The sequence below is a fragment of the Comamonas sp. MYb21 genome (assembly GCF_037479395.1).
Taxonomy (GTDB): domain Bacteria; phylum Pseudomonadota; class Gammaproteobacteria; order Burkholderiales; family Burkholderiaceae_C; genus Comamonas.
The window spans coordinates 151,979-165,118 of record NZ_JBBGZC010000007.1 but is presented as its reverse complement, the minus strand read 5'-3'; the positions used below and the strand labels follow the sequence as shown (position 1 = coordinate 165,118).

The window sequence follows — 13,140 nt, the reverse complement described above, 5'->3', positions numbered from 1 at the left end:
GAGAACGTATGTTGAAAGCCTACCGCGACCATGTGACTGAGCGTGCCGCTCTGGGCATCCCCCCACTGCCGCTGGATGCCAAGCAGGTCGCTGACTTGATCGAGCTGATCAAGAACCCGCCTGCCGGTGAAGAAGCATTTCTGCTCGATCTGCTGACCCACCGCGTGCCGCCAGGCGTGGACGATGCCGCCAAGGTCAAGGCTTCCTTCCTGGCTGCCGTGGCACATGGCGACCTGAAAGTGGCGCTGATCTCCAAGGCCAAGGCCACCGAGCTGCTGGGCACCATGGTAGGTGGTTACAACGTTCATCCGCTCATTGAGCTGCTCGATGACGCAGACGTGGCCGCCGTGGCTGCCGATGCGCTCAAGAAGACGCTGTTGATGTTCGACTTCTTCAATGACGTCGCCGACAAGGCCAAGGCCGGCAATGCCAAGGCCAAGGAAGTGGTGCAAAGCTGGGCCGACGCCGAGTGGTTCACCTCGCGCCCCGAAGTCGACAAGAAGATCACCGTCACCGTGTTCAAGGTGCCCGGCGAGACCAACACCGACGACCTGTCGCCCGCGCCAGACGCCTGGAGCCGCCCCGACATTCCTCTGCACTACCTCGCGATGCTGAAGAACACGCGTCCTGACGCGGCCTTCAAGCCTGAAGAAGACGGCAAGCGCGGCCCGATGCAGTTCATCGACGACCTGAAGAAAAAGGGCCACCTGGTGGCCTACGTCGGCGACGTGGTCGGCACCGGCTCTTCGCGCAAGTCGGCAACCAACTCCATCGTCTGGGCCACCGGCCAGGACATTCCCTTTGTGCCCAACAAGCGCTTTGGTGGTGTGACCTTGGGCGGCAAGATCGCTCCGATCTTCTTCAACACCCAGGAAGACTCGGGCTCGCTGCCGATTGAAGTGGACGTCTCCAAGCTGGAGATGGGCGACGTGATCGACGTGCTGCCCTACGACGGCAAGATCCTCAAGAACGGTGAGACCGTTGCCGAGTTCCAGCTCAAGAGCGATGTGCTGTTTGACGAAGTGCGCGCCGGCGGCCGTATCAACCTGATCATTGGCCGCTCGCTGACCGCCAAGGCCCGCGAAGCGCTGGGTCTGCCCGCATCGACCGTGTTCCGTCTGCCCCAGGCGCCTGCCGAATCCAAGGCCGGCTTCACCTTGGCGCAAAAGATGGTTGGCCGCGCTGTCGGTCTGCCAGAAGGCCAGGGCGTGCGCCCCGGTACCTACTGCGAACCGCGCATGACCACCGTGGGCTCGCAAGACACCACGGGCCCGATGACCCGCGATGAGCTCAAGGACCTCGCTTGCCTGGGCTTCTCCGCCGACATGGTGATGCAGTCCTTCTGCCACACGGCCGCCTACCCCAAGCCCGTGGACGTCAAGACCCACCGCGAACTGCCCAACTTCATCAGCAACCGTGGTGGCGTGGCCCTGCGTCCTGGTGATGGCGTGATCCACAGCTGGCTCAACCGCCTGCTGCTGCCTGACACCGTGGGCACCGGCGGTGACTCGCACACCCGTTTCCCAATCGGCATTTCCTTCCCCGCAGGCTCGGGCCTGGTGGCCTTCGGTGCTGCCACCGGCGTGATGCCGCTGGACATGCCTGAATCGGTGCTGGTGCGCTTCAAGGGCGAAATGCAGCCGGGCGTGACCCTGCGCGATCTGGTGCACGCGATTCCGCTGTACGCGATCAAGGCCGGTCTGCTGACCGTCGCCAAGGCTGGCAAGATCAACGAGTTCTCCGGCCGCATCCTGGAGATCGAAGGCCTGCCAGACCTGAAGGTCGAGCAAGCGTTCGAGCTGTCCGACGCGTCCGCCGAGCGCTCTGCCGCTGGCTGCACGATCAAGCTCAACCCTGAGCCGATCAAGGAATACCTGACCTCGAACGTGGTTCTGATGAAGAACATGATCGCCGACGGTTATGCCGATGCCAAGACCTTGCAGCGCCGTATCGAGAAGGTCGAAGCCTGGCTGGCCAAGCCCGATCTGCTCGAAGCCGACAAGGACGCCGAATACGCGCACATCATCGAGATCGACCTGGCCGACATCAAGGAGCCTATCGTCTGCTGCCCCAACGACCCGGACGACGCCAAGTTCCTGTCCGACGTGGCCGGCACCAAGATCGATGAAGCCTTCATCGGCTCGTGCATGACCAACATCGGCCACTTCCGCGCTGCAGCCAAGCTGCTGGGCGGCCAGCGTGACATCCCCGTCAAACTGTGGGTGGCACCTCCCACCAAGATGGACCAGAGCGAGCTGATCAAGGAAGGCCATTACGCCGCCTTTGGTACCGCCGGCGCCCGCACCGAAATGCCCGGCTGCTCGCTGTGCATGGGCAACCAGGCCCAGGTGCGCGAGGGCGCGACGGTCATCTCGACCTCGACCCGCAACTTCCCCAACCGTCTGGGCAAGAACACCAATGTGTTCCTGGGCTCGGCCGAGCTGGCCGCGATTGCATCGCGCCTGGGCAAGCTGCCCACCAAGGAAGAGTACCTCAAGGAAATGGGCGTGATCGATGCCGACAAGGCCTCCGTCTACCGCTACATGAACTTCAACGAAATCTCGGAATACGCCGAGGTTGCCGAGAAGATCTAAGCCTTTTGGCCTGCGTGCAGGGGTTTGCAGCCTCTGCCCTTGCAACCCGCTTCGGCGGGTTTTTTTATGCCATGTATCTAGGTTATGCGTGCTGCCCTGTGCAGAAAAAACGGAGGTATGCACAATGTTCGCTGGCCGCAGGCTGGCGCCTGTGCGCCCGCGCGCCTGGCCATGCCAGGTTTGCGCGCCCAAGTTTTGAACTGCCCGACTGGAGAAATGAGTCCGATGAAGATGTGGAAATATGTGGTGGCGCTGCTGGTGCCTGGAGTGATGACCAGTGCCAGCCTGGCGCAGGTGCAGAGTGGCGCCACGGACAGCGCAGCCTCTGCCGAGGTGACAACTGCGCAGGCGACGCCTTGCGACGGCGCGGTGATGTATGCGCTGGACAACTGGTACCAGGTGCAGCGCTGCGAAAGCGCGGGCTTCTTGCTGCCCGAAGACATTGCCCAGAGCAGCGCCGATTTTCTGGCCGCGCACCAGGGCATCGAGCAGGATGTGCGCAGCCAAAGCCCGCGCGCGCAGCAGGCGCTGGCCTTTGCCGGCACCAGCCCCTGGGACTGGAATGACCCGGGCAACCGAGGCACCCTGGAAAACCTCTGCCGCGACACCTTGCAGTCACAAAAGCGCATGGTGAGCGAGCCCAGCTGGCGCGAATCACTGAGCTGCGCGCGTTGATCAACGCACAGCGGGCAGGGCGCCCAAGCGCCAAACGCCCGCCTTTGTGGGACTGACTGACCTGGAGCCTTGAGCAGCCTATGAAGCCAGGCTGCCCAGGCCGCCAGGGCGTGTCGCCTAGCCTAGGCGCACGTCGAAGTAGGCCTCTTCCACGCCAATCCCCTGAAAGCCCGCCTGCCGCGCCTTGTCAAAAGCCTTGAGCCAGGCGCGTGCCAGCACCTCTTGCTGGGCGGAGATCTCACCGCCTTCGGCGGCATCGGTAAAGGCGCTCAGCGCTTCGAGCATGTCTTGTTCATCGGGGAAAAACTTGCCGATCTCTCTGGCAAAGCGCGCTTCTGCGCGGTGCTTGAGGGCGGGATCAATGCCGTGGCAATCCTGCAGGCTGATGGCGATCGGGGTAGAGACTTCCATAGATTAGATGACTGTTTAAATAAACAGTGTCTAGTATCTCTGCTAACTGTTTATTTGTACAGTTTTTTATTGCGGCAGTCGTTGGGTGTGTGCATCGGCTGCCCCGCGCTGGCCACGCGGGTGGGCCGGCCTTGGGCCCAGCGGCCACCCGGGTTTGCGCAGCGCGTATACAATACGGGCCCCTTGTGCCTGGGAACGCCGCATTGTTCTTGGGCCACTTTTCGTAGCCATGGGTTCCCTCGCCCCCATTGACCAAAAAGGAATGTCATGAACTCCGCTCATGCCGTGCAGACCCCTGTCTCGCGCGTGCCCTTCTATCTCTCCTTGCTGGTGGCCTTCCATATCGCCATCGTCATTGCCAGCAACTACCTGGTGCAGCTGCCCATCTCGCTGTTGGGTTTTCACAGCACCTGGGGGGCCTTCAGCTTTCCCTTTATCTTCCTGGCCACCGATCTGACCGTGCGTCTCATTGGCAAGGCCGAGGCGCGCCGCGTCATCACCCGGGCCATGCTGCCAGCGCTGCTGGTGTCCTATATCGTTGGCGTCATCTTCCATGAAGGGCGCTTCAACGGCTGGGAGGCGCTGCAGACCTTCAACAGTTTTGTCTTCCGCATTGCGCTGGCCAGCTTTGCCGCCTATGTGCTGGGCCAGCTGCTCGACATCCAGGTGTTTGACCGCATTCGCCAAAAGAGCCATGCCTGGTGGATGGCGCCCGCTGCCGCCTCGGTGTTTGGCCAGGCGCTCGATACCGCCGCTTTTTTCTCCATCGCCTTCTGGCGCAGTGCCGACCCCTTCATGGCCGCCAACTGGGTGGAGATTGCACTGGTGGACTATGTCATCAAGCTGGCTGTGAGCCTGCTGCTGTTTGTGCCCGCCTATGGCGTGGTGCTGGCCGCGCTGGTGCGCTCGATGCGCATGCCGGCGGCAGCGACTGCTGCGCCCTGACCGGCAGATCCGTTGGGCCGAGGGCCTGACGGGATGCTCACCAAACAAAAGGCCGCCAGAATCAAATCTGGCGGCCTTTTGCATGGGCGCTTGCGTAGCTCAGGTCTGGCTTTGCAAGTAGTTGGGCAGGCCCATCATGTTGATCAGGCTGAGCTGCTTTTCCAGCCAGTAGGCATGGTCTTCTTCGGTATCGCGCAACTGGGCGAGCAGAATGTCGCGGCTCACATAGTCGCTGTGCTTCTCGCACAGTTCCATGCCCTGGCGCAGGCCGGCGCGCACTTCGTATTCGGTGTCCAGGTCCTTTTGCAGCATCTCGGGCACGGTCGCGCCGGGCGTGAATTCCTTGGGGCGCATGTCGGGGCGGCCGCCCAGCATCAGGATGCGGCGCAGCAGTGCGTCGGCATGCTGGGTCTCTTCCTGCATCTCATGGTCCAGGCGGGTGAACAGCTTGCTAAAGCCCTGGTCTTCGTAAATGCGCGAGTGGGCAAAGTACTGGTCGCGTGCGGCCAATTCGCCACGCAGCAGGTCCTTGAGGTAGTCGACGACGTCGGGATGGCCTTGCATGTTCTTGTTCTCGGGTGAGTTTGCGAAGCCTGCAGTATCGCGTGTCTGCGTGCGCTTGGTTGCGAAAGCAGCCAAATGCCCATGTAGCACCGCTCTGGATGCGGGCTGTAAGCAGATGCATTCGCATTGCCTATGCCGCCAGCGCGGAGGCGGGCAGGGGATGGGCCGCGATAGTTCTGGCAAGATCAGAGGTTTTGAAGGGAGCGAGCATGAACCCATCCGAAGCCTGGCAAGCGCAAGTGCACCCCATCGACCCGGCAGTGCGCGCCGACATCGAGGCCAAGTTGGCGCAGATCGAGATCGAGCACCAGGTGCGCATTCTGTTTGCCTGCGAGTCCGGCAGCCGGGGCTGGGGATTTGCATCGCCCGACAGTGACTACGATGTGCGCTTCATCTATGCACCGCGCCTGCCCTGGTACCTGAGCGTGAGCGAGCAGCGCGATGTGATCGAGCTGCCTATCTCTGACGTGTTCGATGTCAACGGCTGGGAGCTGCGCAAGGCGCTGGGCCTGCTCAAAAAGGGCAATGCCACCTTGATCGAATGGTTTGATTCTCCCGTGGTCTACCAGGCCGATCCGCTGTTTGTGGCCGACATGCGCGCCGCCATCGAGCGCGTGCACCTGCCCGAGCGCACGCACTACCACTACCTGCACATGGCGCGCAAAAACTACCGCGAGTACCTGCAGGGCGAGACGGTGCGGCTCAAGAAATACCTCTATGTGCTGCGCCCGCTGCTGGCCTGCCTGTGGGTGGCGGAGGGCCGGGGCGTGGCACCGATGCGCTTTCAGGATCTGGTTGATGGCACCGTCGTCGACCCGGCGGTGCTTGACGCGATTGCGGCGCTGCTGGTGGTCAAGCGCGCGGCCAAGGAGTCCGAGCATGGTGCTGCGATGCCGGTGCTCAATGCCTTTATCGAGACCACCTTGGAGCAGTTGGAGGCCGCCCCCGCGCCGCAGACACCGGGCGTGGACTTTGCGCCGCTCGATGACTTGCTGCTGCGCACCGTGCTGAGCGGCCACACGGGTTGATCAGGCGCTAGGGCCAGGGGCTTGCACGGCCTGCACGGCAGATTGCAGGCTCAGCAGCAGCTTGTGCACCAAGGGGTTGTCCGGCTGGCTGCGCCAGACCGCCAGCAGCTCGGACTGCGGCTGCTCGCCCAAGAGCGGGATGAACACCACATCGGGCATGCCCACGCGCTGCAGCGCGGCGGGCACAATGGCCGAGCCCTGGCCCAGCGACACGAGCGACAGCACCGACAACCAGTGCCGCACCTCATGCCGCACCTCGGGCGCAAAGCCATGGGCCATGCACATCTGGTAGATGCGCTGGTGGTAGAGCGGAGAGACGGCGCTGGAGAACAGCACCAGGCGCTCATGCTTGAGCTGCGCCAGATCGAGCGCGGCATGGCCCGCCAACGCATGCTGGCGCGGCAGGCAGGCCACAAAGGGCTCTTGCATCAGCAGCTGGCTGCGCAGGCCTTCGGGCAGCATCACTGAATGCACCAGGCCCATGTCCAGCTCGGCCTGCTGCAGGCCCAGCAGTTGCTCGGCGCTGTTGAGCTCGCGCATGTCGATGCGCACCTGCGGATGCGCGCTCTGAAAATGGGCCAGCGCCTGGGGCACGCCCCGGTACAGCGCCGAGCCCACAAAGCCCAGGCGCAGATGGCCACTTACGCCCTGGCCCACATCCCGCGTCTCCTGCACCGCCTGCCCGGCCAGCGCCAGCAGCTGGCGCGCGCGTGGCAGCAGGTGGGCGCCGGCAGGGGTCAGGCGCACGCCCTTGCTGCTGCGCTCAAACAGCGCGGCGCCAATTTCTTCTTCCAGCTGGCGGATGGCGACCGACAGCGGCGGCTGCGAGATGGACAGGCGCTGGGCCGCCCGGCTGAAGTGCAGCTCTTCGGCCAGCGTTGCAAAGTAGTTCAGCAGCCGCAGCTCCATGGGGCACTCCTATCTATATTTAATACGTATCGATAAAGATTTTAATAATATTTGACGCGAATAGCGCTGGCTGCTGAAATGGCGCAAAACCCCGCGACCAGAGCGCGAACCCACGCACAAAACAGGCCTAACCACGCGGGCCGGCAGCGCAGTCCCTCCCCGAGCACCTCGCTGCCAGCCCCGCCATCAGGAGACCCGCATGTCCGCACCGGACCCATCCCAGCGCAGCGCCATGGCGCAGGTGGCGCAAGCCCATGCCCACCCCGTGCCCGATCGCCACGGCAGCAATTTCTACAGCACCGACCCGGCTTTGCAGCAGCTCTTGCAGCTCTACCTGCCCGCCGATCTGCTGGCCCATCTGCAGCCCTATCTGCAGCGCATGGGCGAGCTGGCCGGTGGCCGCATCGACGAGCTGGCCAGCATTGCCGACAAGAACCCGCCCACGCTGGAGCACCGCAGCCGCTCCGGTGAAGACCGCCAGCGCATCATCAAGCACCCGGCCTATGAAGAGCTGGAGCGCATTGCCTATGGCGAATTTGGCCTGCAAGCGATCTCGCACCGCGACGACATGCTGGGCTGGCAGGGCAAGATGCCGCCCATCGTCAAATATGCGCTGACCTATCTGTTCGTGCAGTCCGAGTTTGGCCTGTGCTGCCCCTTGTCGATGACCGATTCGCTCACGCGCACCTTGAAGAAATTCGGCGCGCCCGAGCTGGTCGCCAAGTACCTGCCGCAGCTGCTGTCGCTGGACTGGGACAGCCAGGCCCAGGGCGCCATGTTCATGACCGAGCAGGCGGCCGGCTCCGACATCTCCAACACCCAGACCCTGGCCCAGCCACAGGCCGATGGCAGCTGGCGGGTGACGGGCGACAAGTGGTTCTGCTCCAACCCCGATGCCGAGTTTGCAATGGTGCTGGCCCGCGTGGAAGGCGCACCCGCTGGCATGAAGGGCATCTCGCTCTTCCTGCTGCCCCGCAAGCTGGACGATGGCAGCCAGAACCACTACCGCATCATTCGCCTCAAGGACAAGCTGGGCACCAAGTCGATGGCCAGCGGCGAGATCCGCATGGAAGGCGCCACGGCCTACCTGATCGGCGAGCAGGGCCGGGGCTTTGTGCAGATGGCCGATATGGTCAACAACTCGCGCCTGTCCAACGGTGTGCGCTCGGCCGGCATGATGCGCCGCGCGGTCGCCGAGGCCGAGTTTGTGGCCAGCGAGCGCGTGGCCTTTGGCAGGCGCCTGCAGGATATGCCGCTGATGCAGCGCCAGCTGGACAAGCTGCGCGTGCCCGCCGAGCAGGCGCGCTCGATGGTGTTCCAGACCGCGCAGACCCTGATGCGCTCGGACGCAGGCGACAAGGAGGCCTATGCGCTGCTGCGCATCCTGACGCCGATGATCAAGTTCCGCGCCTGCCGCGATGCGCGCAAGGTGACGGGCGATGCGATGGAAGTGCGCGGCGGCTGCGGCTATATCGAGGAATGGACCGACCCGCGCCTGGTGCGCGATGCCCACCTGGGCTCCATCTGGGAAGGCACCAGCAATATCGTCGCGCTCGATGTCGTGCGCGCCATCCAGCGCGAAGGCTCGCTGCCGGTGTTGCAGACCTATCTGCAAGGCCTGCTGAAGGACTGCCGCATCAGCGCCGGCTACCGCCAGGCCTTGGATGCCGCATTGGCCCGCGCCAGTGCGCTGGCCGAGCATGCCGCGCAAGACGGTGGCGCAGTGCTGGCCCGTCAGGCCGCCACCGGTCTGTACAACTGCACCACCGCGATTGCGATGGCCTGGGAAGCCGGCCAGATCGACTCGGCCGAGCGCCTGCGCCTGTCGCAGCTGGTGCTGCTGCACCGCGTGCTGCCGCGCGATCCGCTCGCCAGCGACGCCATTCCGCAAGATTGGCTGGCCTGATTCGCAGATCCGCAGACCGGCAGCGACAGCCCCATCAACACGCAGGCAGCAGACCTGCACCCCTCAATACATGGAGACAAACATGCAAAAATTTTCCTTGAACGCGGCGGCGCTCGCCCTCGCTTGTCTGGCCGGGCTGGGTGGCGTGGGTATGGCCTCGGTGCAAGCCGCTGACAAATTCCCCGACCGCCCGATCATGTTCACCGTGCCCTTCCCACCCGGCGGCCCCACCGATGCGATGGCCCGCATTCTGGCGACGGAGCTGACGCGCGAGCTGGGCCAGAGCGTGGTGGTGGAGAACCGCGCGGGCGCGGGCGGCAATATCGGCGCCGAGTATGTGGCGCGCGCTAAGCCTGATGGCTACACCATCATGTTCGGCACCTCGGGCCCGCTGGCGATCAACAAGAGCCTGTACAAGTCGATCAGCTACGACCCGCGCACCAGCTACGCGCCTGTCATCTATGTGGGCTACCTGCCCAATATCCTGGTGGTGAAGGCCAGCCTGCCGGCCGACAACGTGCAAGGCCTGATCGCGCTGGACAAGGCCCAGCCCGGCAAGCTCAATTTCGCGTCATCGGGCAATGGCGCTTCGTCGCACCTGGCTGGGGTCATGTTCAACAACCTCGCCGGCACCAAGCTGCAGCACATTCCCTACAAGGGCACGGGCCCGGCGCTCAATGATTTGCTGGCGGGACAGGTCGACATGAGCTTTACCGATATCCTCACGGCCATGCCCTATATCAAGGCTGGCAAGGTCAAGCCGCTGGGCGTCGCCACCGCGCGCCGCTCCAGCGCCTTGCCCGACATTCCCACCGTGGCCGAGCAGGGCATGGCCGGGTATGACGTGGGTGTTTTCTTCGGTGTCGTCGCCCCCAAGGGCACGCCGCCCGAGCGTGTGCAGGTGCTCAACCAGGCCTTCTCCAAGGCGCTGGATTCGGACAGTGTGAAAAAGGCCTTTGCCGCGCAGGGCCTGGAGGCATCACCGGACCGGTCGCCTGCCTACCTGGGGCGCTTTATCGCCACCGAAGTGGACAAATGGCAGGCAGTGGTGCAGCAGTCGGGTGTGACGCTGGACTGATCCAACGGGAAACGGAAAAACGGACCATGACAACAACACAGGCGGCCCAAGCAGGCGCTTTGCAGGGCATCAAGGTGCTCGATCTCTCGCGCATTCTGGGCGGGCCGCTGTGCGGCCAGATCCTGGGCGACCACGGCGCCGATGTGCTCAAGGTCGAGCCGCCGCAAGGCGACGACACGCGCAGCTGGGGCCCGCCGTTCCGCGATGGCGTGGCCTCGTACTACCTGGGTCTGAACCGCAACAAGCGCGTGCAGTTCATGGACCTGGCCAGCGCTGAAGGCCAGGCCCAGGTGCGCGCTTTGATGGCGCAGGCCGATGTGGTGGTCGAGAACTTCAAGACCGGCACGATGGAGAAATGGGGCATTGGCTACGAGCAGATGCAGCAGGAGTTTCCGCACCTGGTCTGGTGCCGCGTCACCGGCTTTGGTGCCGATGGCCCGCTGGGCAGCCTGCCGGGCTACGACGCGGCCATCCAGGCCATGGCCGGGCTGATGAGCATCAATGGCGAGGCCGACCGCGACCCGCTGCGTGTGGGCCTGCCGGTGGTCGACATGGTCACCGGCCTCAATGCCGTCATTGGCGTGCTGCTGGCGCTGCATGAGCGCGGCCGCAGCGGCCTGGGCCAGCTGGTCGATGCCTCGCTGTACGACGCGGGCATCTCGCTCTTGCACCCGCATGCGGCCAACTGGTTCATGAACGGCAAGATCCCCGGCCGCTCCGGCAATGCCCATCCCAACATCTACCCCTACGATGTGGTGAACACCGGCAAGGCGCCGATCTTTCTGGCCGTGGGCAATGACCGCCAGTTCCGCCTGATGTGCCAGCACCTGGGGCAGGAGGCCCTGGCCGATGACACGCGCTTTGCCACGGCCGGCCAGCGCTCGGTGAACCGCGATGTGCTCAAGCCGCTGCTTGAAAAAGCCTTTGCCGCGCATGACGGCGTGCAACTGGCCGAAGACCTGATGGCCATTGGCGTGCCCGCCGCGCCGGTGCTGAATGTGGAGCAGGCCTTGCAAGCCCCGCATACTGCGCACCGCGAGATGGTTGTGAAGATGGGCGACTACACCGGCCTGGGCGCCCCGGTCAAGCTCAGCCGCACGCCCGCGTCCTACCGCTTTGCGCCGCTGACCGAAGGCACGGCGTTCTTGGACGCGGCCAACGACCACTGACCCGCACCATTCACCCGCGAAGGCCCATGCCTGCGCTCTGCAGCATGGGCCATTTTTCTGCGCCAGGGACTGTGCTCAGTCCAGCAGGCGAATGCCCGTGCGCTGCACAAACTCCGAGTAGCTGATGGGCTTGCCCGCCTTGGTCGATGGCTGGTTGTCCTGCAGATGCACCCAGCGCTGGCCGGTCGCTGGGTCATATACCATCTTGAACACGGCATCGGGCACCCAGACCTGGCCGTCTCCGATGGTACGGTGCTGCTTGCCAAAAACCGGGCCGGTGATGACAAACACATCGCCCTTGGCGCGGCGGATATAGCGGCGCGTGTCCTGCTCGATCTGCGACCAGGGCTTGCCGTTTTGCGTCGGGTCCTGCGGCACCATATTGGCCAGCGAATAGCTTTGGGCCTTGCCGAACTTGGTGCTCATGTCACCGGCGGCAGCCATATGGCCACGGCTGAGGCCCGAGCGACGGTAGTCCGACAGCTGCGCGCGTTCGCGCGCGGGCAGGCGGGCTTCTTCGTAGAACTTGTCGCTGCGCTTCAAGTCCTTGGCCTGGTCCAGCATGCGGGCATTGAGGCGCTGGGCCACAAAGATCGGCGTCTTGGTCTGGCCCGAATGCAGCACGGCAAACTCTTCAAAACACAAAGGACGCAATTGGCCGTAGGCACTGGTGCTGGGCGGCTTGCCCGAGAAGAACTGCGGGCAGTCATCAAAGCCTGCAGCCAGGGCAGGGGCGGCGGCGCACAGCAGCGCTGGCGCCAGGTAAACAGAGAGGCGGGAAAACATAAGCGCGCAAGTGTTGCACAAGATGGGCCCGCCGGGGACAAAGGCCGGGCAGGCCGTCGGCTATGCGGGCGGTGGATGGCGCTCGCTGCGATGCCTAATGGGCCGCTTCCTGCAAAAAGGTCCACAGCTGCAGCGCCTGGGGCGGCAGCTGGGCCGGGTCGCGGCAGGCCAGCACCAGCTGGCGCGCGGCCCAGTCGGCACTCAGCGGCCGCAGGCGCAGCCGGGCCTGGGGCCAGCGCAGGGTGGCGCATTCTGCAGCGGTGCGCGGCACCAGTGCAGCGCCCAGGCCCATCGTGACCCAGTCGCACAGGGCTTCGAGGTGCGGCGCCAGCGCGCGGTAGCGCAGCGCCACGCCCGCCTGCAGCGCCTGTGCGGCCATCAGCTGGTGCAGCGCATGCTGGGGCAGCAGGCCCAAGAGCGCAATGTCCTTGAGGTGGTGCAGCTGCACATCCTGGGGCAGGGCGGCCAAAAGGCGCGTCGTGCCCAGCAGCACCAGCGGGTCATCGCGCCAGACCTGGGTGTGCAGGCTACCCGCAGGTACGGCGTTGGAGAGCACGCCCATATCGGCTTCGCCTGCCACCAGCGCGCGGGCAATCGCATCGCTGGTGCATTCGCGTAGCTCCAGGCGCAGCTGCGGGTTGGCCTGCATAAAAGCGCCCAGCGGCGCAATCAGGTGCTCGCTGATTGCCGAGGTGTTGGCCAGCAGCTCGATGCGCGTGCCCAGGCCCTGGCCAAAGGCCTGCATGTCGCCAGCGAGCTGCTCCATCTGCAGCAGCATGCGGCGCGCATGGGGCAGCAGCACGGCCCCCGCCTCGGTCGCTGTGACCCCGCGCTTGCTGCGGTGGAGCAAGGGCGCGCCCAGCACCGTCTCCATGCCGCGAATGCGCTCGCTGGCCGATGCCAAGGTGATATGGCAGCGCTCGGCCCCCTGGGTGATGGTGCCGGACTCCAGCGTATGGACAAAAAGGCGCAGGTCTTGCAGGTCAAAGCGCATGGCGGGCGGGAAGCGGTGTCGTGGGGGATGCGCCATGGTAGCGGTCTGCCGCGATGCTGGCTATGGATTTTCCGTAGGGAT

Annotated in this window: 12 protein-coding genes; 7 read left to right on the top strand and 5 right to left on the bottom strand. The window is 64.6% G+C overall.

Annotated features, from left to right (window positions below; all coding sequences use genetic code 11):
* The first annotated feature begins 8 nt into the window (after positions 1–8).
* Together acnB and WH367_RS12065 are read left to right on the top strand one after the other, a co-directional pair.
* On the top strand, positions 9–2,594 hold the full coding sequence (gene acnB, locus WH367_RS12070; protein ID WP_339521166.1) for a bifunctional aconitate hydratase 2/2-methylisocitrate dehydratase: 2,586 nt from the start codon (positions 9–11) through the stop codon (positions 2,592–2,594).
* Between the two features lie 225 nt (positions 2,595–2,819).
* Positions 2,820–3,269 carry a hypothetical protein gene (locus WH367_RS12065; RefSeq protein ID WP_339536268.1) on the top strand — a complete coding sequence of 150 codons (450 nt, stop codon included), beginning with the start codon at positions 2,820–2,822 and terminating at the stop codon, positions 3,267–3,269.
* A gap of 117 nt (positions 3,270–3,386) precedes the next feature.
* Here the strand turns inward: WH367_RS12065 and WH367_RS12060 are convergent, their stop codons facing one another.
* Entirely contained in the window at positions 3,387–3,680 is a 294-nt protein-coding gene (locus WH367_RS12060; RefSeq protein ID WP_021026916.1) for a hypothetical protein, read from the bottom strand.
* A gap of 267 nt (positions 3,681–3,947) precedes the next feature.
* Between WH367_RS12060 and WH367_RS12055 the strand changes: the two genes are divergently transcribed.
* Positions 3,948–4,625 (top strand): 7-cyano-7-deazaguanine/7-aminomethyl-7-deazaguanine transporter, encoded by a 678-nt coding sequence (locus WH367_RS12055; protein WP_021026915.1) that lies wholly within the window; start codon positions 3,948–3,950, stop codon positions 4,623–4,625.
* A gap of 99 nt (positions 4,626–4,724) precedes the next feature.
* Here WH367_RS12055 and bfr read toward each other — a convergent pair whose 3' ends face one another.
* Positions 4,725–5,189: a bacterioferritin gene (gene bfr, locus WH367_RS12050; RefSeq protein WP_027010910.1), complete on the bottom strand. Its 465-nt coding sequence runs from the start codon at positions 5,187–5,189 to the stop codon at positions 4,725–4,727.
* A gap of 209 nt (positions 5,190–5,398) precedes the next feature.
* Here bfr and WH367_RS12045 point away from each other — a divergent pair, with 209 nt between their 5' ends.
* Entirely contained in the window at positions 5,399–6,217 is an 819-nt protein-coding gene (locus WH367_RS12045) for a nucleotidyltransferase domain-containing protein (RefSeq protein ID WP_339536266.1), read from the top strand.
* On the opposite strand, the gene WH367_RS12040 is transcribed toward WH367_RS12045, so the two are convergent.
* On the bottom strand, positions 6,218–7,126 hold the full coding sequence (locus tag WH367_RS12040; protein WP_339536264.1) for a LysR family transcriptional regulator: 909 nt from the start codon (positions 7,124–7,126) through the stop codon (positions 6,218–6,220). It abuts the gene before it with no gap.
* A gap of 199 nt (positions 7,127–7,325) precedes the next feature.
* Here WH367_RS12040 and WH367_RS12035 point away from each other — a divergent pair, with 199 nt between their 5' ends.
* The 3 genes from WH367_RS12035 to WH367_RS12025 all read left to right on the top strand — a co-directional run bounded on the left by WH367_RS12035 (position 7,326) and on the right by WH367_RS12025 (position 11,279).
* Positions 7,326–9,032 carry an acyl-CoA dehydrogenase family protein gene (locus tag WH367_RS12035; RefSeq protein ID WP_339536262.1) on the top strand — a complete coding sequence of 569 codons (1,707 nt, stop codon included), beginning with the start codon at positions 7,326–7,328 and terminating at the stop codon, positions 9,030–9,032.
* An 82-nt stretch (positions 9,033–9,114) separates the two neighbouring features.
* On the top strand, positions 9,115–10,110 hold the full coding sequence (locus WH367_RS12030; RefSeq protein ID WP_445228108.1) for a Bug family tripartite tricarboxylate transporter substrate binding protein: 996 nt from the start codon (positions 9,115–9,117) through the stop codon (positions 10,108–10,110).
* Positions 10,111–10,136: 26 nt separating this feature from the next.
* On the top strand, positions 10,137–11,279 hold the full coding sequence (locus tag WH367_RS12025; protein WP_339536260.1) for a CaiB/BaiF CoA transferase family protein: 1,143 nt from the start codon (positions 10,137–10,139) through the stop codon (positions 11,277–11,279).
* 75 nt (positions 11,280–11,354) lie between these two features.
* Here the strand turns inward: WH367_RS12025 and WH367_RS12020 are convergent, their stop codons facing one another.
* Both WH367_RS12020 and WH367_RS12015 read right to left on the bottom strand, forming a co-directional pair.
* Entirely contained in the window at positions 11,355–12,065 is a 711-nt protein-coding gene (locus WH367_RS12020; protein ID WP_339536258.1) for a DNA/RNA non-specific endonuclease, read from the bottom strand.
* Positions 12,066–12,159: 94 nt separating this feature from the next.
* Entirely contained in the window at positions 12,160–13,095 is a 936-nt protein-coding gene (locus WH367_RS12015) for a LysR family transcriptional regulator (RefSeq protein ID WP_339536256.1), read from the bottom strand.
* Positions 13,096–13,140: the final 45 nt, after the last annotated feature.